The following is a 22,441-nucleotide window of genomic DNA, read 5'->3' on the forward strand; positions in this document are numbered from 1 at the left end:
AAAGGGGAATGCCCGATGGAAAACCACCGTATATTCATCGTTGAAGATGACAAGAAAATCGCACAACTATTAGCGGATACACTGAGGAAATACCAATACGACGTTGCAATCGTCGAAGATTTTGACCGGGTGACAGAAGAAAGCCTCGCATTCAATCCGCATCTCATTCTGCTAGACATTAATCTGCCTTCTTATGACGGTTATTATTGGTGCCGTCAACTTCGTCAACATACTATGTGTCCTATCCTATTCATTTCCGCGCGATCAGGTGACATGGATCAGGTATTTGCGCTGGAAAATGGCGGCGATGATTTCATCACGAAACCTTTCCATTATGAAATCGTCCTTGCCAAAATAAGAAGCCATCTGCGCAGAACGTTTGGCGAATATGCTCCGAATCAATCCGAACGCACCGTGAAAATCGGGGCGTTGACATTATACATTGAACGGATGGAACTGCATGTCCGGGAAAATATCGTGCCGCTTCAGAAAAAGGAGTGCGTCATCCTTGAACTGCTGATGGATGCGTCACCGAAAGTTGTGTCCAGGGAAAATTTACTTGAAGAACTATGGGACGACCAGTCCTTTGTCGATGAAAACACGTTGAACGTTAATATGACCCGGGTGCGGAAAAAGCTGGCCGATTATGGTGTTACATCTACCATTGAAACGGTGCGCGGTGCCGGTTACCGGTTCTTACCCGATCCGGAAGAGTCATGAAGAAGCTGATATTGTTCCTGAAAGACCATGTGTCATTCCTTATATTTCAGGGGGTTCTCATTCTATTCATGATGTTCATCTACTGGCTGGATGGTTTCCGTAATTTCAATACCGCTGTCTACACGATTTGCATGAGTATGCTGTTGACCGGCGGTTATCTGTTGGGGAAATTCATTTTGCGGCGTTCGTTTTATGATGCGATTACGCGTAAGCCGGAAAAGATGGAAGACGCTTTAATCCGCCATGCGCAAGGTCCGGAACATCGGCAAACAACTGAATTTACACGTGAATTGTACAAACTGTACCAAAATGAAGTGCAACGGCTGTATGCAGCTCAGCACCGCCAGCTCCATTTCATGAACCAGTGGGTGCACCAGATGAAAACGCCGATTTCTGTCATGGGGCTTCTGCTGCAGGAGAGAGATGATTTGGATAGGAATAGCCTAACTGAGGAAGTCGATAAAATACGGCGGGGGCTCGATTCTGTACTAGTCAATGCACGGCTTGAAACGTTTGAACAAGATATGCAGATTGAACGGGTCGGCCTGAAAAAATTAGTACAGGAAATCGTGACGGAGCATAAACGGCTGTTCATCACAAATCGTGTATTCCCGGTGATTTCAATCGATGAGAGCTTTCACGTTGCCACAGATGTGAAGTGGATGAAAACTGTCATTGGGCAGTTCATTACCAATGCTGTGAAATATACATTCGATGAAGGAAAGAAAGTTTATTTAACCGCGGAATGTACAGGGCAGGGACTGAAACTTGCAATCCGCGATGAAGGAATCGGGATCCCGTCCTCAGACTTGAACCGCGTGACAAAAGCGTTCTTCACCGGTGAAAACGGCCGGTTAACGGGTGAATCGACAGGAATGGGACTTTATATTGCGTCAGAAGTATGTAATCGACTTGGTCATCCGTTATCAATTGAATCGGAGAAAGGAATCGGGACGACGGTGACTGTACTGTTTGAAAATGGAGAGGCGGGTGAGAAGGATGAAGGGGAACTCAATCGTGGAACTGGCAGAAGTGACGAAGATCTATGAAGGAAAAGTGATGCACAGGGCGTTGAACCGTCTCGATTTTGAAGTGGAAGAAGGGGAATTCGTCGCAGTGATGGGCCCTTCCGGAAGCGGGAAAACAACGCTATTGAACTTGATTTCAACGATCGCATTGCCGACATACGGACGACTGATGATAAATGGAATTGAACCGGAAGCGCTAAAACAAAATGATCTAGCGTTATTCAGGCGGCGTAATTTAGGCTTCGTCTTTCAAGATATCAACCTGCTCCATATGCTAACGGTAGAAGAGAATCTTGTTTTGCCGCTGACGCTCGATGGAATACCGGTTCCTGAAATGGAAAGACGTATCGCGGAACTGGCGGCACGGCTAGATTTGTCGGATATCCTGAACCGCAGACCCGACGAGCTGTCGGGAGGTCAGGCACAGCGGACGGCAATTGGCCGGGCACTTATCCACAAACCCAAAATCATCCTGGCAGACGAGCCGACAGGAAATCTGGATTCCAAGTCTGCGAAAGATGTACTCGAGTTGCTTAGTCATATTAATAGAACAGAACGAAAAACGGTCGTCATGGTGACACATGATCCAATTGCCGCGAGTTATTGTGACCGTGTGCTCTTCATTAAAGACGGCGAATTTTTCAATGAAATCTATAAAGATGAAAGACGTCAGACATTTTTTCAACGTATTTTGAACGTCTTGTCTCTTCTCGGAGGGAATGTTAATGACCTTTCGTCAGTTCGCTTACCGTAACGTTGTAAGAAATAGACGGGTTTACGCGGCATTTTTCATGGCGAGCGTATTTTCCGTCATGGTGTTCTTCCTATATTCGATGCTGTTGTTCCATCCGTCTATCGAGGACCGGTTTGTGCGGGAAATTGCCATTATGGGGATGGGCGCAGCGGAAATCATTTTATACATTTTCACGGTGTTTTTCCTGTTTTATTCTATGCGGGCATTTCTGCAGGCCCGATCAAAGGAATTCGGTATTTTGCTTCATTTAGGGATGGCGAAAGGGCAACTGAACCGCCTGATTTTCATTGAAACGATGATCATTGGCGTTGCCTCGATTGTGGCAGGAACGATTCTTGGTTATATGTTTTCGAAATTCTTTTTTATGATCATCCGGGAAATCGTTCTCTTGCCCGCCTTGCCGCTTTATTTTTCATGGGAACCTTTTGCTTTGACGATCGGGGCTTTTCTGAGCCTGTTCATCATTATTTCCTATGTTGCGCCGGTGTTCATCCGAACTGGGGAAGTGGCGGATCTAATACAAGAGGTCCCCTCTTCCGGAAGTAAAGGCGCATACGGCTATTCAAAGACCCGCGGCTATCTCGGACTCCTTTTCCTTGGTATGTCGTATGCCATGGCGGCTTCGACAACGAATTCGGTCGTCATCGGGCTGATATTTTTCTTGCCGCCCCTTGCAACGGTCGGGACGTTTTATTTTTTTACAGATTCCTTGCCACTATTGCTGCATCAAATCCGCAATCGGAAAAGGTTGTATTGGCATCATTTCTGGTTGCTGTCGATTTCAGAAGGCGTTGTCAGGCTGCGTGAAAATGCGCGCATGTTTTTCATTGTGACAATGGTATCCACCATAGCGTTCATGTCGGTCGGCATACTCGCATCGCTCACTTCATTTGCTTCCCAGTACCGGGAAATGAGCCCCCTCGGTCTTGTTTATAAAAGTAAGCCGGAAAATGAACTCGAACGGCAGCACATTGCGCAGATCGTCAAGGAGTTGAATTCGGAACGGCTCGATTATTCGCTTATCCGGTTCAACGTTTTAGAGCAAACCTCGACATTCACGGAAAACACCGTGGCAATCCTGAAATTATCCAATATCAATCTGCTTGCCCATTCGTTCGGCTATCCTGCGGTTAACTTGAGGGAAGGCGAAGCTGTTTTCCTTCCGCCATCCGTCTCATCATACGACCAGCTGAAGGACCGAATCGTGACGACGCTTCTAGAAGAAAGTGATGTGGAAGTCAGTATTGACGGAGCCTATCCGCATCAATTATTTTCATCCTATTCAATCGCGGCGAATGCTATCATATTGAATGATACCGATTATGATAAGGTGTTCGAAAGTGGCGTTACGGATAAACTCGAACCGTTTTCCTACTATGCATTCAACGTTCCGGATTGGCAAATGACGAAGGAAATCGGCTTATCGATAGATAATAATGTGACAGAATCGTTCTTGTCGGGCGATACAAATCAGTTACCGTATTCATTTGAAAATCCCGGTTTGCGCTATTCGGTCATCCGAACGACGTTTTCGTTATTATTGTTCATCGGTTTATTACTGGCGGCGGTATTCTTCCTGGCAGCCGGAAGTTTCATCTATTTCAGGCTGTATACATCGCTCGACCGTGATCGTAAACAGTTCGATGTTCTGAGGCGAATGGGTATCACAGACCGCGAATTCAAGAAAATCGTCAACCGGCAACTGATTCCGCAATTTTTCTTCCCATGGGGAGTCGCGTTCGTGCATAGTTCGTTTGCATTTCTGTCACTTCAAGTGTTTTGGGATGCGCTCGCTGAAATTTCGATTGTAAGAGAATTGGTCATTGTCCTAGCCGGGTTCACGCTCATGCAGATTTTTTATTTTTATTTGATCCGCTGGCGTTACTTGGCGCATATTCGGGCATCGGGGTGATTCCGGTGCCTTGCGCTTTTGTTGTCTAGCTGTCGCCCCTAAGCAGGCGCTTCCGCTTTTCTGGTGTCTAGCTGCAGCGGCCAGATGCTCGGGTCATAAGTTAGCTTGGCTGTGCGGAAAAGTGCGCCGCGTCGCCAAGCTATCTTATGCCTGTCGCATCTAAACGGCCGCTTCCGCTTTTCACGTCTTGTATTGTCTGAACTTTTCTTATATAATGATTTTGGTGATAAATGAATCGCTGTTCATTTAATCAAAGGGGGATGAAGGTATGAATTTAGTGACGAAAGTACGCGAAACTGCGATGATACAGCCTGAGAAAGCGGCTTACCATTTCATGGGGAAAGATACGTCGTATGCGGAGTTCGATCAGTCGGTGGCGATGTTTGCATCGTCGCTTCAAGATCTGGGCATCGGCAAAGGGGACCATGTCGCATTTCTGCTAGGCAATACACCGCATTTTCTAATTTCGCTTTACGCCACAATGCGACTCGGTGCTACAGCGATTCCGGTCAATCCCATCTATACGCCAGACGAAATTTCGTACATTATACATAACAGTGACGCGAAGGCAGTCATCGCACTGGATCTTCTTCTGCCACTTGTTGAGCAGGCAGCGGGCGCATTTCCGACTGTCGGACATTATGTGATTTGTGAAACGGTTCCCGAAACGCCGGCAAAAATCGCGGCATTGCCAGAGGCGCTGAAGTCGAAGGTCCATTCATTCACCCAGCTCCTTGCAGCAGGGAAGCCGAATGTCGAACCCGTTTTCATGGATGACAATGAAACCGCTATCATCTTGTATACTTCAGGTACGACAGGACAGCCGAAGGGCGCGATGTTGACACACGGTAACTTGTATTCTAATGCGCGTGATGTTGCGGATTATCTTGGTTTTTCGGAAGATGACCGCGTCGTGGCGACGCTTCCGGTTTTCCACGTCTTCGCTCTGACAGTTGTCGTCAATGCACCGCTTGTGAAGGGGGCAACGATTTTGTTAGTACCGCGTTTCAGTCCGGCGGAAGTATTCAAAATCGTGAAAGAACAACAGGCGACAATTTTCGCCGCTGTGCCGACCATGTACAATTTCTTGTATCAGTATTCGGATGCCGATCCAGCTGATTTCAAGTCTGTCCGGACGACGATTTCCGGCGGTTCGTCGCTGCCAGTTGCATTGCTGCATAATTTCGAGGAGAAGTTCGATGTGCGAATTTCAGAAGGATACGGTTTATCGGAAGCGTCCCCTGTAACATGCTTCAACCCGCTTGACCGAGAGCGTATACCAGGTTCTATCGGAACGAATATCCTCAACGTCGAAAACAGAGTCGTCGATGAGTTGGGCAATGAAGTTCCGGACGGGGAAGTCGGCGAACTCATCGTGCGCGGACCGAACGTCATGAAAGGCTATTACAAAATGCCCGAAGAAACCGAATCGGCTATCCGTGACGGCTGGTTGTATACAGGCGATATGGCCAAGCGTGATGAAAACGGCTATTTCTACATCGTCGACCGTAAAAAGGACCTCGTCATCGTAGGCGGCTACAACGTCTATCCGCGTGAAGTCGAAGAAGTGTTATTCGCTCACCGCGATATCGTCGAAGCGGCAGTCATTGGCTTGCCTGATCCGGATTTCGGAGAATCGGTCCATGCATTTGTCGTTCTGAAAGACGGTGTCCACACTGACGAAGCATCGCTAATCGCATACTGTGCGGCCCGTTTGGCAAAATACAAAGTACCGAAACAAATCGAGTTCTTGGATGAATTGCCAAAAAATACGACTGGTAAAATATTGAGACGGTCATTGAAAAACCACGTAAAAATTTAAATGGACAGACCTCTCATGAATTCAAATGGAAAAAGAGTTGTCCTACAAATGATAGGGACAATCGTTTTCAGTATGAAAATAAAGAGATTTTATACTAGTAAAGTACGTCGATATAAACGACTAAAAAAACCCTTTCCGTTAAGTGGAAAGGGTTTTTCGTTGCAAGGATTACCACGAAAGCAAGTTACAAGTTGAAAATTGTTCCGACTTGTGTAAGTGCTGCTCGGTCGTTAGTAACCACAGCAAGAACGTCGCTTTTTCTTTTGTTGCTGTTGCTGCTGATGGCAGCATTGACGTTTCTTGTTGCTCGGTAATTGTGGGCCAAATCTTGTATGTTGCTTGTCGCATGTCTGCTGTTTTTTCCAACAAGAGCGTTTATTGTCGCCTGTCTGCTTATTATTCCAGCAAGAGCGTTTTTTATCGCATGTCTGTTGTTTTTTCCAGCAAGAGCGTTTTTTGTCGCATGTCTGTTGTTTTTTCCAACAAGAGCGTTTTTTGTCGCATGTTTGCTGTTTATTCCAGTCAGAGCGCTTTTTGTCGCATGTCTGTTGTTTTTTCCAGCAAGGACGACGTTTTTCAAATGTTTGTCGTTTTTTACAGCAATAGCTTCGTTTGTGGCTTGTATGCTGTTTTTTACAGCAATGACATCGTTTGTGGCTTGTATCTTGTTGTTTACAGCTAGAGCGGTGGTGGCTGCTTGTACGGTGTTGATCACTCGAAGTTCGGCAATCGCTACTCGTGTGATGTGCGTTACTGGAAGGCTCCTGGTACATAAAGTTGTCTAATCCCAAGGAAACAATCTTATTAATCGCTCTTTGAATTTCTTCATTATCAAAGTAGTTTGACATAGTTAAACCTCCTTTCATTTCTTTAGTAGATGGAAAAAGAAGGTTTACTCTTCTGCCTTTTTACAAGATAGATTCAGAGTTACTTCAAATCCTTAGTCTCCCCCTACAGTACGTAGCTGTACGAAGTTTGTAAGGGCCATACACTCATGTTTCGGAAATATTCAAGGGAGGGTAAGTGGAATGTCATTCTCTAATAAAGAAACCCTCTTCCACGTCGGAAAGAGGGTTTTCATTCGCACAAATTTGTTTACGAGAGTAACTTAGAAAACAGGTCACAAGTTAGAATCTGTCCCAACATCCACGTTTCCTGTCATTGTTCCGCTTGTTGCATGAATTACAGTGATTCCGGTCAGAGTTTAGTCGGCCGCAACAAGGACGCCGATTGTTTGTTGGTCGTTGCTGATTGCAGCTAGAGCGACGATTGTTTGTTGGTCGTTGTTGATTGCAGCTAGAGCGCCGATTGTTGTTTGTACGGCGTTGGCTACGGCAAGAACGTCGTTTATTGCTAGTATGGCGTTGGCTACGGCAAGAACGTCGTTTGTTGCTTGTGCGGCGACGATTACATGAAGTCCGCCGATTGTTATTCGTTCGATGTCTGTAACTGGAAGGCTCCTGGAACATAAAGTTGTCTAATCCCATGTTATCAGCTTTACGCTTCGCTTTTTGAATTTCATCCTCAAAAAATAGTGACATATTCAATCCTCCTTTCCTGCAAAGTGGAGAAAGGAGGATTACTCACATTCCTGTCGACAGAATTGATACAGAGTTACCACAACATCCTTCCCTCTTCTTAACGTACGTGGTTGTACCAAAAGTATCAGAGACAAATGCGTACATTTTGAAAATATTTATACTATCCAAGTCACATCGCTCATTCGTATACATACGAATAGGATAAAAGTGAAGGGATAGAATTGGCGTGGATACTGGCATGAAAATACCTGAATATCAATTTTTTATTCATCCTAGCGTTGTGAGTGAATTACGGAAAGATATTTGGATGGATGATCCGGTTGCCGCAAAGCTGACGATAAATAAAAAGAAATATGCGATAGATATTGCATATCGCGGCTCGCATATCCGGGATTTGCGGAAGAAATCGTACCACCTCTCTTTTTATAAACCGAGCATGTATAGAAATGCAAAAGAGGTTCATTTGAATGCGGAATTCAAAGATCCTTCATTGCTAAGAAATAAATTATCGTTTGATTTTTTTAATGAAATTGGTTGCCTGTCACCTGAATCCCGTTTTGTCTTCATGAAAATTAACGGGAAAAACGAGGGTGTTTATTTGGAATTAGAATCAGTGGATGAACAGTTCCTGGCGAATCGGCAGCTGCCGAAAGGGTCGATATTTTATGCAGTCGATGGGGATGCCAACTTTTCGTTAATGAGTGATCTTGATAAAGAAGTAAAGAAATCACTGAAATTAGGGTATGAACAAAAGTGCGGGACAGAGCAAGATGACGAACAGTTGCAAGAGATGATTATTAAGATAAATACCATTCCTAGAGAGGAATTTGGGGACGAAATTGTAAAGTATATAAACGTGGATAAGTATCTCCGTTGGCTCGCCGGAGTCGTTTTCACGCAGAACTTTGATGGATTTGTTCATAACTATGCCCTTTACAGGAACGGGGAAACGGGTCTTTTCGAAGTCATTCCGTGGGATTACGATGCGACATGGGGAAGGGATGTAAATGGGGAAGTAATGCGGGAAGATTATTTGAGAATCCAAGGATTTAATACGCTTACGGCAAGGATCCTGGATGTGAAAAATTTTCGGACGCAATACAAAAACCTGTTAGAAGAGATATTAAACAGCAAATTTAACAAGGACTATATGAAACCTAAAATACTAGCGATGTATGATGTAATCAGGCCATATATTCAAAAGGATCCCTATGAAAAAGACAATCTTCACATATTTGATGGTGAACCGGATTTCATATTGAACTATATTGAAGCTCGGGGAAACTACATTAGAAGCCAATTGGATGCCTTGGAGTAGGCGGAGCATATTATGAAGCTCTTAAATGGTAATGAAAATCATTATCATTTATAATGGAGGAAAGTATGCATTTTGATGGAGGTTGTGTAGATTGTTCGTTCAAATGAGAAAAATGGTAGTCACTGAAGGAAATGCTGAACAAGTCGTGAAACGTTTTGGAGGAAAAGGCATCATTGAAGAGCAGGAAGGATTCATCGATTCAACTGTGATGGTGAAAAAAGTACGCCGTGGCGATGAAGAGGTCATTATTATGGTGCGCTGGGAATCGGAGAAGTATTGGAAACAGTGGGAAAAGAGTCCGGCGCATATTGCGGGCCATAAAGCGAAGCTCGGTAAGCCGAAGCCTGACTATATCGTCAGTTCAGAAGGCGGATTATATGAAGTGGAAACAGTCAAGAAAGCAGTGGAACCGGTGGAGTGAGATAGATAAATTAAAATGACGGTGACTTTTCATATGAAAAGTCATCGTTTTTTTTGCGGGGGATAATTGGTCCAGTTTCAACATTGAATCCCACGCTTTTGTCATAAATTTGATTGCAGAATTAGACCCTTGCCCTCACAGTCCTTAATTAAATCCTCCTATACAATCACTTTTCACCCCAACACGAAAAAAGGGATACTCTTGCGAATGTCGAAATTAGTAGATAGAGATGTACTTAGGGGGAATTATAATGGAAAAACGTAAATTACAAGTCGATGATTTGTTCAAATTACAGTCTGTGACGGATCCGCAGTTGGCGCCGAATGGCAAGGAAGCGGTGTTCGTGAAAACGCATATATTTGAAGAGGAAAATAAGTATGTTTCGAATTTATTCCATGTGGATTTAGAGTCTAATGAAGTGACGCAGTGGACGCATGGCAAAGGGAGCATTTCATCACCGGCATGGTCCGCCGATGGGCAGCAGATTGCTTTTTTATCGGACCGTGAAGAGAAGAACCAAGTGTTCATCCTGCAGGCGAGGGGCGGGGAAGCGCAACGTGTGACATCGTTTGAACAAGGTGTTTCGAGTTTCCTTTGGTCGCCGTGCGGCAAGAAAATTTGGGTGAATGCAGTCGTGAAAGAAGGCAAGACGTTCACAGATAAAGAAGAAAAGGACGATAAGAAAAAGCCGGAACCATACCGCGTTACGAAAATGAAATACCAGATGGACGGGGCGGGCCTGTTGCCACAAGATTCATATAAACAAATCGGCGTCGTCGATATCGAAACGGGGGAGGTTACGCAGTTCACGGAAGGAAATCACGAGCATAGTCTGCAAGCTATATCGCATGACGGCAAGAAACTTGTCATCGGCGTCAATCGGAAAGAGAATCTCGATTTCGAATTCCGTCAGCCGCTAGTCATTGTGGAGATCGAAACGAAAGAAGAAACCGTCCTTGTCGATGAAGAAGGCTATTTCAACGGGGCTCAGTTTTCATATGATGACCGTTACATCGCCTATGTTGGTTCGGACAGGACATTCCAAAACGCGACGCATAGCAATTTGTACGTCTATGACACGCAAGACGGGACGCGCATGAATTTGACGGAAAGCATCGATGCACCCGTCGGGGATTTGGCGGTCGCGGATCATCAACAAGGGGCGGAGGCGCCGTCAGCGGTTTGGACAAGGAATGATCACTTGTATTTCCAACTGTCGACAATGGGCGATATCCGTCTATACGTCGCATCCCTTGAAGGGGAGCTGTACCCGGCTTCGCCGGAAAATGAACATGTATATGGCTATGACATTTCGGCCAACGGCGAATTTGCGCTCGTTGCAGTGAGCAATGCCGTTAGCCCGGGAGAATTGTATAAGCAGACAATCGCAACAGGCGAACGGGAAGCACTCACTTCTTTCAACGCTACGTATTTGGAAGAAGTTGAACTTGTTGAACCGGAAGCAATCGTTTATAACGGCGCGAAAAATTGGGATGTGCATGGCTGGTTACTAAAACCGGCGGGTTATGTAGAAGGCGAAAAATATCCGCTGATTGTTGAAATTCACGGCGGTCCGCACGCGATGTATGCGAATACGTTTTTCCATGAACTACAGTTGTTGGCAGCTCAAGGATACGGTGTATTGTACGTCAATCCGCGCGGAAGCCATGGTTATAGTCAGGAATTCGTCGATGCGGTACGAGGTGATTACGGCGGCGGGGATTATGAAGATATCATGGCCGGACTGGATTATGCCATCAAGGAAAATGACTGGATTGACACGGATCGCCTCGGCGTTACGGGCGGAAGCTACGGCGGTTTCATGACGAACTGGATCGTCGGGCATTCAGATCGTTTCAAGGCTGCAGTCACGCAGCGCTCGATTTCGAATTGGATCAGTTTCTTCGGCGTATCCGATATCGGTTACTATTTCAGCGATTGGCAAATCGGTGCGGATATGACTGACGTGGAAAAATTATGGGACCATTCACCGCTGAAATATGCGAAAAACATTGAGACGCCGCTGTTAATTTTACACTCCGAAAAAGACTTCCGTTGCCCGATCGAACAGGCGGAGCAGCTGTACATTACATTAAAAAGCATGGGGAAAGAAACGGAATTCGTTCGCTTCCCGGATGAAAATCATAACCTATCGCGGACCGGCACACCGAATCTTCGCATTGCTCGACTCGATGAAATCACGGGCTGGTTCGCGAAGTGTCTCAAATAGAATCGGAGGTAACTGATTGAGTTATACAATTGAAGGCGTAACGATACGCCCAATCAGAGAACAAGATCTTCACCGCATGTGGGAGCTCAGTTTCAAGGATGAAAACCCCGAATGGAAAAAGTGGGATGCACCTTATTATGAGCATCAGCCGATGAGTTATGAAGCGTTTCTGGAAAGACGCGACAACATCGTTGCCCAGGAAGATTATTGGGGCATCGAAGTGGATGGCGAATTGATCGGCATGGTTAGTTATTATTGGGAACATAAGCCGTCCCTTTGGCTCGAGATGGGAATCGTCATTTACGAACCGAAGTATTGGAGCGGCGGCTACGGAACAAAGGCGCTTGCTATGTGGATCGATCATTTATTCAATGAAATGCCGCTGGTCCGTGTCGGGTATACGACGTGGTCCGGTAACGAGCGGATGATCAAAGTCGGGGAGAAACTTGGCATGACGATGGAAGCGCGTTTGCGGAAAGTCCGCTATTGGAACGGGAGATACTATGATTCGATTCGCATGGGTATTCTTCGTGAGGAATGGGCGGCCAGATGATTGAAGCTAGACAAGATTCCATGGAATGAAAACAGCCATCCCGGAAAATCGGGTTGGCTGTTTTCATTCTAATTCAATGTAGTGACATGAAAAGCATACGGTCGGTCTGACGAGTTATATGATCGGTCTGGCGTGGGATATGGTCGGTCGCCGGCGATATATGATCGGTCTGGCGTAGTATATGGTCGGTCGCCGGTGATATATGATCGGTCTGGTGTAAGATATGGTCGGTCGTCCGGGTTATATGATCGGTCCTCCATGACATATGGTCGGTCAATAATAAAATGTGTGGGTACTCACTTCACAAACACCAATTCTTTACATATAATAATAGTGAGTACTCACTCATTTTTATAGGAGGGTGAAAGACGTGGAACAATCAAATATTTGTGTATCGATTCGTCACGTATCTAAAAGCTATAAAAAACACCACGTGCTGCAAAACATCAACTTGGATATTTTCGAAGGTGAGATTTTTGGTCTCCTTGGCCCGTCTGGTGCTGGTAAAACGACGTTAGTGAAACAATTGACCGGATTGGATACACCGACGTCGGGGGAAAGTTATGTATTTCAAAAGAAAATGCCTTCTTTACAATTGATTAACAGCATCGGCTACATGGCGCAATCAGATGCGCTATATGAAGATTTGTCCGCAAAAGAGAACCTGCAATTTTTCTCTTCACTGTATGGCCTGAAAGGTGAGCAACAGACTCGTAGAATCGCTGAAGTGATGGAACTCGTTCAACTTACGGACGCACTGAACAAATTGGTCTCCAATTACTCCGGCGGAATGAAACGCCGACTTTCATTGGCAATAGCACTGTTACACGAACCGAAAATTTTGATCCTCGATGAGCCGACTGTGGGCATCGATCCCGTTCTACGAAAAAGCATTTGGGAAGCCTTTTACGAATTAAAACAAAACGGAACGACGATCATCGTGACAACACACGTAATGGATGAGGCCGATAAATGTGATCGGCTCGGACTCATTCGCGACGGACAGCTAATTGCGGTCGGAACGCCCGATGAATTGAAAGAAGCGACGAATTCATCAACGATCGAAGAAGCGTTCCTCGTCTACGGGGGTGCAAAAAAGTGAGAGTCTTCGCATTGACAATACGAATCTTAAGGCAAATTGTACGAGACAAACGAACGATGGGGCTGCTCATCGTAGCGCCGATCCTCGTGTTGACGATGTTACACCTCGTGTTTAACGGGGAAGAGTATACGCCAAAAATTGGTTTCGTCGACGTTCCCGATACAATTGTGGATCAAATGGATGTAGATGGGGCGGCTATCACAAAATACAGCGATGAAAAAAGCGCTCAAGCGGATTTAGGAGAACAGATAATAGATGGATACGTCTACTTTGAAAACAACGCGCCTGCCATCGTTCTTGAAGGAAGCGATCCGAGTGTAGCCGGGGCAACGATGAAATGGCTGCAGCAACCGATGCTGTCGGGGCAGGAAAACAGCAATGCACCTACATTGAAAATCGATTACTTGCATGGCTCCAGCGAAATGGGGATGTTCGATTATTTCGGACCTGTTCTGCTCGGCTTTTTCGTTTTCTTCTTCGTTTTTTTGATCGCGGGAGTGTCGTTTTTACGGGAGCGGACGACGGGTACGCTTGAACGTCTGCTCGCAAGTCCACTGCGAAAATGGGAAATCGTCATGGGCTATGTGCTTGGCTTCGGCATCTTCACGATGATCCAATCGACAATCATCGCCGCTTATGCGATTTATGTGCTCGGAATGATGATGGATGGGGCATTCGGCTATGTGTTGTTGATCACTTTGCTGCTTGCCTTAACTGCACTTACACTTGGCATTTTGCTATCCTCATTCGCCAACAATGAGTTGCAGATGATGCAGTTCATCCCGATTATTGTCATTCCGCAAATCTTCTTTTCCGGATTATTCAATTTGGAAACCATTTCGGAATGGCTTAGCTGGATTGGGCCGTTCACTCCTTTATATTACGCGGCGGATGCATTACGGGATATTATGGTCAGAGGATATGGATGGAGCGCTATTTACATGGATATTTTAGCATTAGTAGGATTTTCATTACTGTTCATCGCAATCAATATCCTGGCCCTGCGAAAATACCGGAAAATCTAAAAGAAATGATTGACGAAAAGGGAGTTTAACATGTCAAGAGAGGATCAAATGATAGAAGAGATGTTTAATCATGAAGGCGGTTTAACAGAACGACAAAAGAAGATTTTGGCCGCCGCGATTGAATCATTCGCTGAAAAAGGTTTCTCCGCTACTTCCACAAAGGAAATCGCCCAAAAAGCCGGGGTAGCCGAAGGAACGATTTTTAGACATTACAAAACGAAAAAAGAATTACTGATGTCCATCGTCACACCGATGATGATTAAGCTAATGGCACCAGTCATCATAAAGGATATAAATAAAGTACTGAACCACGACCATCAAACATTTGAAGACTTTGTAAGGGCGATGATTGATAATCGCAGAAAGTTTTTGAAAAGTAATATGAAAATCATTAAAATCTTCATTCAGGAAATCCCGTTTCACCCGGAACTGAAAGAGCAATTCATCGAGCATGTCGGCAGCAAAGTCTTTATGCGTCTTAGGCAGATTGTGGTTTATTACCAGGAAGAAGGGCAAATCATCAAACTGCCCCCTGATACGGTCATCCGCTTGACGGGTTCGACACTCATCGGCTACTTCGTGACCCAGTATGCTATTTTACCGAATTCAGAATGGGATGACGAAGCGGAAGTTGACGCGACTGTCGGGTTTTTGATGAAAGGGTTGGCGACGGGGAAATGAAAATAGGAACGATTGCTGTATAAAAGAAGTCACTGAAAAAGTCCACTATTAAGGCAGAAATATGGTTTTCACTTCATACACGCTCCGGCGCTTGGGGATGCCTCCCGCCATAAGCCAGACAACTTTGTCGTCAGTCTTATGGCTTCGGCTACCCCAGTAAGGCGCCTACGCTCTAGTTATATATCATAATGAAAAAAACATTATAAGTAGTTAATATGTTGAAACATAAAGCAAAAAACAGGTATTGAAATCAGGGCAACTAAGAACTTACTTTTAACCCCATAAGTATAGCGCCTTTCCTGTGGTCGCGGAAGGCACCCACAAAGCAGCGTGGCGTATAACATAGGAAATCCCTTTGTCCAGTCAATAATGGCGGGCTTTTTCACATAGCGCATTTTTATTTTTATTGGTGAAACCTCATAACCCCCTCTAGAAAAATGAATATTCATTCATTTTGTGTTAAAATCTAACAATGGGATAGTTATGAGGGGGCATTTTATGTTTGTAAAGAAGGGCTTTAAACAGCAGACGATAAATGATGTTGGGATAGGGAACGGTACTGTAGCATTTCAAGGGGTGAAATTAAATGTCCATTGCTTCGTCGTAGATGGCGTTTTAATTGATACGGGTGCAAAGTCATTGGAAAAGGAATTTAAGCCGTTTATGAAACAACAAGATATCGATCAAGTGGTAATTACGCATTTTCATGAAGATCATACAGGCTGTGCGGCGTTTTTAGAGAAAGAGCTGCAGCTGCCTATTTATATGAATGACAGGATGCTTGATTATTGTGCAATGAAACCGGATTATCCACTGTATCGAAAATTTTTTTGGGGGAAACGAAGCCCTTTTCATGCGAAGGTGATCGGAAAAACGTTTTCATCCCGAAATGCAACATGGGATGTGATTGAAACACCTGGCCATGCCATCGATCATGTAGCTTTTTTAAATCGTCAAACGGGTCAACTTTTTACAGGAGATCTATATTGCCAGGAAAAGACAAAGGTCGTTTTACGTGAAGAATGCATTCCAACTATTATTGACTCCTTAACGAAAGTAGTTGCCTATGATTTTGGGGAAGTGTTTTGCGCCCATGCCGGCTATTTGATGGATGGGCGTGCCTCTTTACAACGAAAGTTGGATTACTTAGTACAACTACAAGGAAAAACAATCAAGCTGTACGAAGATGGAATGCCACCAAGTCAGATTGGCACCACGCTTTTCCCGAAAAAATATCCCATCACCTATTTATCTTCAGGGGAATGGGGCTCTTCGCACATAATAAACTCGATTATTCAAGAACATACGAAAAAATCATAACCAGTTTAAACAACAACTCTTTCATTACTGATGTTCATACTCCCGATATCTCTTCGATATTGGGGTATTTCGGCTTAACTTTCTCGCAAAATCAGCCGTTTCCCGGACAAGATCGGGTACTATACCTTCTCTTTTACTTATATAAAAAAGCACTTCATCATGGTACAATCCATCTACTACATTACCAATTGAAGGAGAATGGCAAATGGACTTATCGCAAATCAGTATTTTAGCAATCATACTTGCCGTTGTCGCAAATATGATTATCGGGGCTCTCTGGTACTCACCGCTCCTCTTCGCAAACATCTGGATGAAAAGCTTGGGGAAAACTCCTGAAGAACTTCACACAAGTAACGCGAATATCGGATACGGACTCACCACGCTCGCCGGCATCATCACAGCAATCATTTTATCATTAGTTATTTCGATGCTGGATTCGGTGACAATTGGCGGGGGAGCATTAATCGGCTTTTTAGCCGGGGCTGGTATCGCAAGCGCGCGGGAATTATCGCCTACCTTTTTCGAAGGCAGGAAGTATACACTGTTTTTCATTAGCGCAGGTTACCATATCGTTTCGTTAACTGCCATGGGCATGATAATCGCTTGTTTTATGAAATGAAAAAAGGAGAGGGCCCTCATTCAGGCCTTCTCCTTTTACTTATTTCCCTTTAAAAGCAGGCTTGCGTTTCTCCGCAAACGCATTCAACGCTTCAATCCGATCTTCAGTCGGAATCGTAATTTCATATGCTTTCCGCTCAATTGCAAGCCCGGTCTGCAAGTCTACGTTCATGCCATGTTTAATGGCAAATTTCGCTTGCTGCAAGGCAATCGGACCATTCGCGAGGATTGTCTCTGCGAAATCAGCCGTCTCTTGGACAAGATTCTCAGAAGCTGCGATTCTTGTTAGAACCCCATATCCAAGCGCTTCAACAGCCGATAGTCTGCGTGCAGTCAATATAAGTTCAAGCGCTTTTGCCTCGCCGATCAACCGTGGAAGACGCTGTGTTCCACCAGCTCCCGGAATGATTGCCAGTCCCGTTTCCGTCAACCCCATAAGCGCAGTGTCTGCCGCAATCCGGAAATCGCACGCCAGTGCAAGTTCCATCCCGCCACCGAATGCAAAGCCGTTCATCATAGCAATCGTCGGTTGCGGCAAGTTTTCAATCGCTGTGAAGACTTCTCCGATTTTGTAAATATTGCGCTTCACCTGCAAATCCGTCAGCGTCTTCCGCTCTTTCAAATCAGCCCCCACGCTGAAAGCACGGTCGCCCGAACCCGTAAAAATGACAACACGGATATCCGGATTGATACGGATCGACTCCGTAATCTGTCCAAGTTCAACCAACATATCGTAATTAAATGCATTCATCGCGCCCGGACGATTAAGTGTCACATAGGCGAGATTCCCCTTTTGTTCATAACGAACTGTCTCCATAGTAAAATCCCCTTTGACTGTAACATTCACACAATTAGAATATACCATTAATTATGTAGGGTTGCTATTCCGATTTGTAGTGAATATGTCCGATTAGTTGAATAAATAAAAAAGGATATGTACAAAGTGAAGGCGCCTTACAAGGGGGAGCCGTAGCCATAAGACTGGTGGCGCAGCTACCTGGCTTATGGCGGAAGGCATCCCCGAAGCGCCGGAACGTATTTGAAGGAAATCATTATTTCAAGTTATGATAGTAACTTTCCGATTCTAATCCCAACTCGACAACCCCACACTTTCGCATTCCCATTTCTCCAAGATTTAGGTAGAATAGGGGTAGGAGCTGATCTAAATTTGAAAACGGCAATTGTAACGGATAGTACGGCTTATTTGCCTGCACGTATAATGAAAGAGTTTGATATTCGGATGATTCCGCTGTCGGTTACACTCAACGGGGAAGTCTATGATGAAGAAATCGACATCCAATCAGCCGATTTTTACGATAAAGTGCGTGGCGAAGGCCCGCTGCCAAAGACTTCTCAGCCGCCGATCGGCAAATTCGTCGAGTTGTTTGAGTCGCTGAAAGGTACCTATGACGCGGTCATTTCCATCCATCTGTCAAGCGGTATAAGCGGCACATACGCGGGAGCGAAGCAGGCAGGCGAAATGGTGGACGGTATCGACGTCTATACATTCGACTCGGAAATCTCCTGTTACCTGCAAGGGTTTTACGTGCTACGCGCGGCGGAACTTGCGAAAGAAGGAGCGGCGCCTGAAGCAATCATGGCCGAACTCGATGAAATGAAACAGACAATGCGCGCTTATTTCATGGTGGACGACCTTACACATCTGCAACGGGGCGGCAGGCTATCTGCTGCACAAGCGCTGATCGGCGGATTGCTTCAAGTGAAACCGATTCTTCATTTCCAAGATAAAGTTATCGTCCCGTTCGAAAAAATCCGTACCCGCAAAAAAGCGATGAAACGGATTGCGGACATGCTGGCAGAAGACGCGGCTAAAATGCCGCTTGAGGCGGCTATCATCCACGGTAACCGACCGGAAGACGCCGAAAAATGGCTAGCGGAACTTTCCGAACTGTTACCGGACGTAAAGTTCACCATCAGTCATTTTGGTCCCGTAATCGGTACGCATCTAGGAGAAGCATCGATGGGGCTTGGTTGGGTTAAACGAAGAAGTAAATAAAATCAGAAACGGGGTGTTGCGAATGGCAAATACGTTCGATCCGTCAGTCAGGGACTTCCTGGCCGGCCGTATTTGGCTCCGTCTGCACACCCCTTTTCCAATTGAAACGATCGATGCACACATCCAATCGCAACATATCAAAACGATACCCGGCATCAAAACCACCAAAACCTATGCCAATCAAACCCGCCACATCTGCAATAGATGTGAAAATACCATACAATCCCGCTTCACAACATTCGACTGCGCAAAATGCGAAGGTCCTTGCACGTATTGCAGACACTGCCTCAAAATGGGGCGTGTTTCAACATGCACCGAACTCATCGTCTGGAACGCAGAACAGCCGATTTATCCAACAAATCACACGCTCGCTTGGCAAGGCATCTTGACACCCCGTCAACAGCAAGCATCCAACGAACTGACAGAAAGCAATACCAAACGCATCCCGCACCTCATCCACGCCGTCTGCGGTTCAGGGAAAACGGAAATCCTCTTCGAGCCGATCCATAAACTGCTCCTAGCAGGCAAACGGGTATGCATCGCAGCGCCGCGGGTCGACGTTATCCTTGAACTCGAACCACGCCTTCGCGCAGCTTTTCCAGAAACAGCAATCGAAGCATTATACGGCGGCGCAGAAACAACAACAGATTCCGCACAACTCATTCTCGCAACAACGCACCAGTTATACCGATTCCGTCACGCCTTCGATGCCATCTTCGTCGATGAAGCGGATGCATTTCCATATACAGCTGAGGAAACATTAAGAAGAGCCGTCCGGAAAGCCGCAAAACCGGAAGCACCCGTCCATTTCGTCACTGCAACACCATCGGACAAACTTCTCAATGAAATCAAAAAAACAGGGCAAATATCAACCATCAACCGCAGATACCATGGACATCCATTACCGATTCCAAGGTACGACAGCCTTTGGAATTACACGAAACATATCCAAAAAGGTAAACTGCCTAAAAAACTCAACAACTGGACAGAGGAACGACTGCGCCGAAAAGAACCGTTCCTGATCTTCTTCCATCACATCGGACTTATGGAACAGGCGGAACTATTATTCAAACAGCTGGACACACGCATTCACGCGGTCCATGCTTCGCATCCCGACAGGAAAGAACATGTCCAAGCATTGCGCAACAAAGAAGTCCCGGGCCTTCTGACGACAACAATATTAGAACGCGGCATCACGATTCCAAATGTCCAAGTTGCCGTCGTCGGGGCGGAACAGCTCATTTTCAACAAAGGCGCACTCATCCAGATCGGCGGCCGCGTCGGACGTTCTGAGCAACATCCGTCAGGTGATTTCGTCTTATTTCACCACGGCATCACGTACGCAATGGATGATGCGAAAAAAGAAATAATCCAGTTGAATAAAGGGGGCGTCCCCAATTGAACGATTGCTTGCTCTGTGAACAAAAAATCGCATCCGTACCTTCCTGGAAAGCACTACTCGCACTCGAAAAACAAACAGCTATTTGCCAAGATTGTTCAAAAAAGTTCCAACGTGCCGACATAAAGGAAGAGGACAAATTGTTGGACCAAGTCACATCGCTATACACTTACAACGAAGCGATGCGGGAATACCTGCACCAATTCAAATTCCTTCAGGACGTCGCGCTGGCAAGTGTCTTCGCGAATGAACTGCGAACCCTTTTAAAAGGAGACCCAACCATTGTTCCAATCCCGATGCATCCTGAAAAAAGGATTGAACGGACATTTGCTCCTGTCGACGAACTGTTGAAAAGTGCACGCCTTCCGTTTACCCACTTGCTCGAAAAAACGGGCATGGAAGCGATGGGCGAGAAATCGAAGGAACAACGTCTTGCGGTGAAACCTTTATTCAGACTGAAACCGGGAACCAGCGTACAACCTAGCACGTATATACTACTAGATGATATTTACACGACTGGCACAACGCTACGTCATGCGGCGACTGTTTTAAAAGAGGCGGGTGCAACGCGTGTCGAAGCGGTTACATTGATTCGTGCCGAACGATGAAACGATAGGAGATGCAACAAAATGGCAGAACTACGAGATTGCCCGAAATGTGGCGCGTTTTTCAACTACACAGGTATGCGGGATGTTTGCGCGAAATGCGCCATGAGCGATGAGAAAATGTACGAGGAAGTGTACCGTTTCTTAAGAAGGCGTGAGAACCGGGCGGCGACGATAGAACGGATTGTCGAAGCGACTGGCGTCACCGAAACCTTGCTTCACCAATGGGTGCGAAAAGGTCGACTCCAACCTGCATTATTTCCGAATCTCGGTTATCCGTGCGACAATTGCGGCAAGCTGACGAACACAGGAAAACTGTGTGACGGATGTACAGCAGACCTGAAAAATGACATTAGAACATTCGAGGCGGCGCAGGAATTCCGGGATGCAGTCGAAGCAAATGAGAAAGCGACCTACCACGCGGGGCGTAAATCGGAATAGGAAATAATCCGGCAGTTTTGTACTGACCGGTTTTTTCGTTCAAAAGACCCTAAACGTTCACAAGTTTATGCCGAAATAATGAGAGAGGACTCACATAACATATAAAACAGCAAACGAAAGGAGCAAGAACAAATGAAAATTCAAAAGTTCACTCTACCAGCAGTCAATCCTTACAAAGCGAACCAGCTGAAAGCAGAACAGGCAGAGCAAAAGCCGAAAATGAAAACGGACAAACTCGAAATTTCATCCGAAGCGAAAAAGCTATCGGAAGTTTCTTCTTTCTCCGCTCAGCGCAATGAACGTGTTCAACAATTGAAAGCACAAGTACAAGCGGGGACATACGAAGTGGAACCCGAAAAACTTGCTGCTGACTTGGTAAAGCATTTCAAACCGTAAAAATATCACTAACTGAAAGCAGGAAAAACACATGCCCATTACAACCATCTTGGCGTTACTTGACAGTCTGGAAAAACTTCATAGAAGTCTGCTGCGGCTAGCAAACGACAAGACTGCCCTCATCAAGAGCGGTGACATGGACGAACTCGACCAGCTGCTGAAAGACGAGCAGGCCCATTTAGCTGCCATCGTTCAGATGGACACCCAAAGACAGCGTGCCGTAGCAACGTATTTAACTGATCAAGGACGATCAGTACCGCAAAATCCGACCATCGCCGATTTACTGGAGGCGGCACCGGAAGCGGACAAGGAAAGCCTTGAGGAGGCGAGGGACCGTCTCCTGCATGCGATTCATGACTTGAAATGGCAAAACGACCTGAACCAGAAGCTGACGTATCAATCACTTCAGTTCGTGAATCTGTCGCTGGACATGGTTCGGCCGCGTATGGAAGCGGTCAACTATTCAAAACCGGAAATCAACGGAAGACAAGCTTCGACCAAACAAACTACATTCGACTCGCAAGCGTAAGGAGGAACA

23 protein-coding genes and 1 pseudogene are annotated in these 22,441 nt (G+C 45.7%); 21 read left to right on the forward strand and 3 right to left on the reverse strand.

The window, feature by feature from the left end; translation table 11 throughout:
* Nucleotides 1–15: 15 nt before the first annotated feature.
* The 5 genes from HDC33_RS03390 (at nt 16) to HDC33_RS03410 (ending at nt 6,236) form a co-directional block, all read left to right on the forward strand.
* Nucleotides 16–720, forward strand: coding sequence for a response regulator transcription factor (locus HDC33_RS03390; RefSeq protein WP_179391103.1), 705 nt, complete (start codon nt 16–18; stop codon nt 718–720).
* Nucleotides 717–1,769 carry a sensor histidine kinase gene (locus tag HDC33_RS03395; RefSeq protein ID WP_179391104.1) on the forward strand — a complete coding sequence of 351 codons (1,053 nt, stop codon included), beginning with the start codon at nt 717–719 and terminating at the stop codon, nt 1,767–1,769. Before HDC33_RS03390 ends, HDC33_RS03395 begins: the two co-directional genes overlap by 4 nt.
* The gene (locus tag HDC33_RS03400) at nt 1,720–2,502 is read left to right on the forward strand and encodes an ABC transporter ATP-binding protein (RefSeq protein WP_179391105.1); all 783 of its coding nucleotides are present in this window, start codon (nt 1,720–1,722) and stop codon (nt 2,500–2,502) included. The genes HDC33_RS03395 and HDC33_RS03400 overlap by 50 nt, the downstream gene beginning before the upstream one ends.
* The gene (locus HDC33_RS03405) at nt 2,474–4,414 is read left to right on the forward strand and encodes an FtsX-like permease family protein (protein ID WP_179391106.1); all 1,941 of its coding nucleotides are present in this window, start codon (nt 2,474–2,476) and stop codon (nt 4,412–4,414) included. Before HDC33_RS03400 ends, HDC33_RS03405 begins: the two co-directional genes overlap by 29 nt.
* Before the next feature lie 268 nt (nt 4,415–4,682).
* Complete coding sequence (locus HDC33_RS03410; RefSeq protein ID WP_179391107.1) at nt 4,683–6,236, forward strand: fatty acid--CoA ligase family protein; 1,554 nt, start codon at nt 4,683–4,685, stop codon at nt 6,234–6,236.
* Nucleotides 6,237–6,420: 184 nt separating this feature from the next.
* Here HDC33_RS03410 and HDC33_RS03415 read toward each other — a convergent pair whose 3' ends face one another.
* Together HDC33_RS03415 and HDC33_RS16760 are read right to left on the reverse strand one after the other, a co-directional pair.
* Nucleotides 6,421–6,951 (reverse strand): hypothetical protein, encoded by a 531-nt coding sequence (locus HDC33_RS03415; protein WP_179391108.1) that lies wholly within the window; start codon nt 6,949–6,951, stop codon nt 6,421–6,423.
* Between the two features lie 52 nt (nt 6,952–7,003).
* A pseudogene (locus tag HDC33_RS16760) lies at nt 7,004–7,102 on the reverse strand (hypothetical protein); the annotation flags it as partial.
* A gap of 378 nt (nt 7,103–7,480) precedes the next feature.
* On the opposite strand from HDC33_RS16760, the gene HDC33_RS03420 reads away from it, so the two are divergent.
* The 10 genes from HDC33_RS03420 (at nt 7,481) to HDC33_RS03465 (ending at nt 17,046) form a co-directional block, all read left to right on the forward strand.
* Complete coding sequence (locus tag HDC33_RS03420; RefSeq protein WP_179391109.1) at nt 7,481–7,651, forward strand: hypothetical protein; 171 nt, start codon at nt 7,481–7,483, stop codon at nt 7,649–7,651.
* A 352-nt stretch (nt 7,652–8,003) separates the two neighbouring features.
* On the forward strand, nt 8,004–9,095 hold the full coding sequence (locus HDC33_RS03425; RefSeq protein ID WP_370457400.1) for a CotH kinase family protein: 1,092 nt from the start codon (nt 8,004–8,006) through the stop codon (nt 9,093–9,095).
* Nucleotides 9,096–9,186: 91 nt separating this feature from the next.
* Nucleotides 9,187–9,516 carry an antibiotic biosynthesis monooxygenase gene (locus HDC33_RS03430; RefSeq protein WP_218843156.1) on the forward strand — a complete coding sequence of 110 codons (330 nt, stop codon included), beginning with the start codon at nt 9,187–9,189 and terminating at the stop codon, nt 9,514–9,516.
* A gap of 250 nt (nt 9,517–9,766) precedes the next feature.
* Nucleotides 9,767–11,746 carry a S9 family peptidase gene (locus HDC33_RS03435; protein WP_179391111.1) on the forward strand — a complete coding sequence of 660 codons (1,980 nt, stop codon included), beginning with the start codon at nt 9,767–9,769 and terminating at the stop codon, nt 11,744–11,746.
* A 16-nt stretch (nt 11,747–11,762) separates the two neighbouring features.
* A complete protein-coding gene (locus tag HDC33_RS03440; RefSeq protein WP_179391112.1) occupies nt 11,763–12,299 on the forward strand; it encodes a GNAT family N-acetyltransferase in 537 nt (178 codons plus the stop codon).
* A 370-nt stretch (nt 12,300–12,669) separates the two neighbouring features.
* Nucleotides 12,670–13,401, forward strand: coding sequence for an ABC transporter ATP-binding protein (locus tag HDC33_RS03445; protein WP_179391113.1), 732 nt, complete (start codon nt 12,670–12,672; stop codon nt 13,399–13,401).
* Nucleotides 13,398–14,426: an ABC transporter permease gene (locus HDC33_RS03450; RefSeq protein ID WP_179391114.1), complete on the forward strand. Its 1,029-nt coding sequence runs from the start codon at nt 13,398–13,400 to the stop codon at nt 14,424–14,426. Before HDC33_RS03445 ends, HDC33_RS03450 begins: the two co-directional genes overlap by 4 nt.
* Nucleotides 14,427–14,456: 30 nt before the next feature.
* Nucleotides 14,457–15,107: a TetR/AcrR family transcriptional regulator gene (locus tag HDC33_RS03455; protein ID WP_179391115.1), complete on the forward strand. Its 651-nt coding sequence runs from the start codon at nt 14,457–14,459 to the stop codon at nt 15,105–15,107.
* Between the two features lie 498 nt (nt 15,108–15,605).
* Entirely contained in the window at nt 15,606–16,427 is an 822-nt protein-coding gene (locus HDC33_RS03460; protein ID WP_179391116.1) for an MBL fold metallo-hydrolase, read from the forward strand.
* 205 nt (nt 16,428–16,632) lie between these two features.
* Entirely contained in the window at nt 16,633–17,046 is a 414-nt protein-coding gene (locus HDC33_RS03465; protein ID WP_179391117.1) for a DUF1761 domain-containing protein, read from the forward strand.
* 39 nt (nt 17,047–17,085) lie between these two features.
* On the opposite strand, the gene HDC33_RS03470 is transcribed toward HDC33_RS03465, so the two are convergent.
* Nucleotides 17,086–17,862: an enoyl-CoA hydratase-related protein gene (locus HDC33_RS03470; protein WP_179391118.1), complete on the reverse strand. Its 777-nt coding sequence runs from the start codon at nt 17,860–17,862 to the stop codon at nt 17,086–17,088.
* Nucleotides 17,863–18,213: 351 nt separating this feature from the next.
* Here HDC33_RS03470 and HDC33_RS03475 point away from each other — a divergent pair, with 351 nt between their 5' ends.
* The 6 genes from HDC33_RS03475 to HDC33_RS03500 all read left to right on the forward strand — a co-directional run bounded on the left by HDC33_RS03475 (nt 18,214) and on the right by HDC33_RS03500 (nt 22,432).
* Nucleotides 18,214–19,062 carry a DegV family protein gene (locus tag HDC33_RS03475; protein WP_179391119.1) on the forward strand — a complete coding sequence of 283 codons (849 nt, stop codon included), beginning with the start codon at nt 18,214–18,216 and terminating at the stop codon, nt 19,060–19,062.
* A 22-nt stretch (nt 19,063–19,084) separates the two neighbouring features.
* The gene (locus HDC33_RS03480; RefSeq protein WP_179391120.1) at nt 19,085–20,464 is read left to right on the forward strand and encodes an ATP-dependent helicase ComFA; all 1,380 of its coding nucleotides are present in this window, start codon (nt 19,085–19,087) and stop codon (nt 20,462–20,464) included.
* Entirely contained in the window at nt 20,461–21,069 is a 609-nt protein-coding gene (locus HDC33_RS03485; protein ID WP_179391121.1) for a ComF family protein, read from the forward strand. The genes HDC33_RS03480 and HDC33_RS03485 overlap by 4 nt, the downstream gene beginning before the upstream one ends.
* A 21-nt stretch (nt 21,070–21,090) precedes the next feature.
* Nucleotides 21,091–21,507 carry a TIGR03826 family flagellar region protein gene (locus tag HDC33_RS03490; protein ID WP_179391122.1) on the forward strand — a complete coding sequence of 139 codons (417 nt, stop codon included), beginning with the start codon at nt 21,091–21,093 and terminating at the stop codon, nt 21,505–21,507.
* A 132-nt stretch (nt 21,508–21,639) separates the two neighbouring features.
* A complete protein-coding gene (gene flgM / locus HDC33_RS03495) occupies nt 21,640–21,903 on the forward strand; it encodes a flagellar biosynthesis anti-sigma factor FlgM (protein WP_179391123.1) in 264 nt (87 codons plus the stop codon).
* Between the two features lie 31 nt (nt 21,904–21,934).
* The gene (locus HDC33_RS03500; protein WP_179391124.1) at nt 21,935–22,432 is read left to right on the forward strand and encodes a flagellar protein FlgN; all 498 of its coding nucleotides are present in this window, start codon (nt 21,935–21,937) and stop codon (nt 22,430–22,432) included.
* Nucleotides 22,433–22,441: the final 9 nt, after the last annotated feature.

Source organism: Sporosarcina sp. JAI121, from assembly GCF_013408665.1.
Taxonomy (GTDB): Bacteria; Bacillota; Bacilli; order Bacillales_A; family Planococcaceae; genus Sporosarcina.

What these genes read in the sequence shown, in the direction of transcription:
- HDC33_RS03400 (WP_179391105.1), top strand. Translation starts at nt 1,720, where the DNA reads ATGAAGGGGAACTCAATCGTGGAACTGGCAGAAGTGACGAAGATCTAT.
- HDC33_RS03390 (WP_179391103.1), top strand. Translation starts at nt 16, where the DNA reads ATGGAAAACCACCGTATATTCATCGTTGAAGATGACAAGAAAATCGCA.
- HDC33_RS03405 (WP_179391106.1), top strand. Translation starts at nt 2,474, where the DNA reads ATGACCTTTCGTCAGTTCGCTTACCGTAACGTTGTAAGAAATAGACGG.
- HDC33_RS03395 (WP_179391104.1), top strand. Translation starts at nt 717, where the DNA reads ATGAAGAAGCTGATATTGTTCCTGAAAGACCATGTGTCATTCCTTATA.
- HDC33_RS03500 (WP_179391124.1), top strand. Translation starts at nt 21,935, where the DNA reads ATGCCCATTACAACCATCTTGGCGTTACTTGACAGTCTGGAAAAACTT.
- HDC33_RS03410 (WP_179391107.1), top strand. Translation starts at nt 4,683, where the DNA reads ATGAATTTAGTGACGAAAGTACGCGAAACTGCGATGATACAGCCTGAG.
- HDC33_RS03455 (WP_179391115.1), top strand. Translation starts at nt 14,457, where the DNA reads ATGTCAAGAGAGGATCAAATGATAGAAGAGATGTTTAATCATGAAGGC.
- flgM (WP_179391123.1), top strand. Translation starts at nt 21,640, where the DNA reads ATGAAAATTCAAAAGTTCACTCTACCAGCAGTCAATCCTTACAAAGCG.
- HDC33_RS03465 (WP_179391117.1), top strand. Translation starts at nt 16,633, where the DNA reads ATGGACTTATCGCAAATCAGTATTTTAGCAATCATACTTGCCGTTGTC.
- HDC33_RS03480 (WP_179391120.1), top strand. Translation starts at nt 19,085, where the DNA reads ATGGCAAATACGTTCGATCCGTCAGTCAGGGACTTCCTGGCCGGCCGT.
- HDC33_RS03435 (WP_179391111.1), top strand. Translation starts at nt 9,767, where the DNA reads ATGGAAAAACGTAAATTACAAGTCGATGATTTGTTCAAATTACAGTCT.
- HDC33_RS03470 (WP_179391118.1), bottom strand. Translation starts at nt 17,862, where the DNA reads ATGGAGACAGTTCGTTATGAACAAAAGGGGAATCTCGCCTATGTGACA.
- HDC33_RS03490 (WP_179391122.1), top strand. Translation starts at nt 21,091, where the DNA reads ATGGCAGAACTACGAGATTGCCCGAAATGTGGCGCGTTTTTCAACTAC.
- HDC33_RS03460 (WP_179391116.1), top strand. Translation starts at nt 15,606, where the DNA reads ATGTTTGTAAAGAAGGGCTTTAAACAGCAGACGATAAATGATGTTGGG.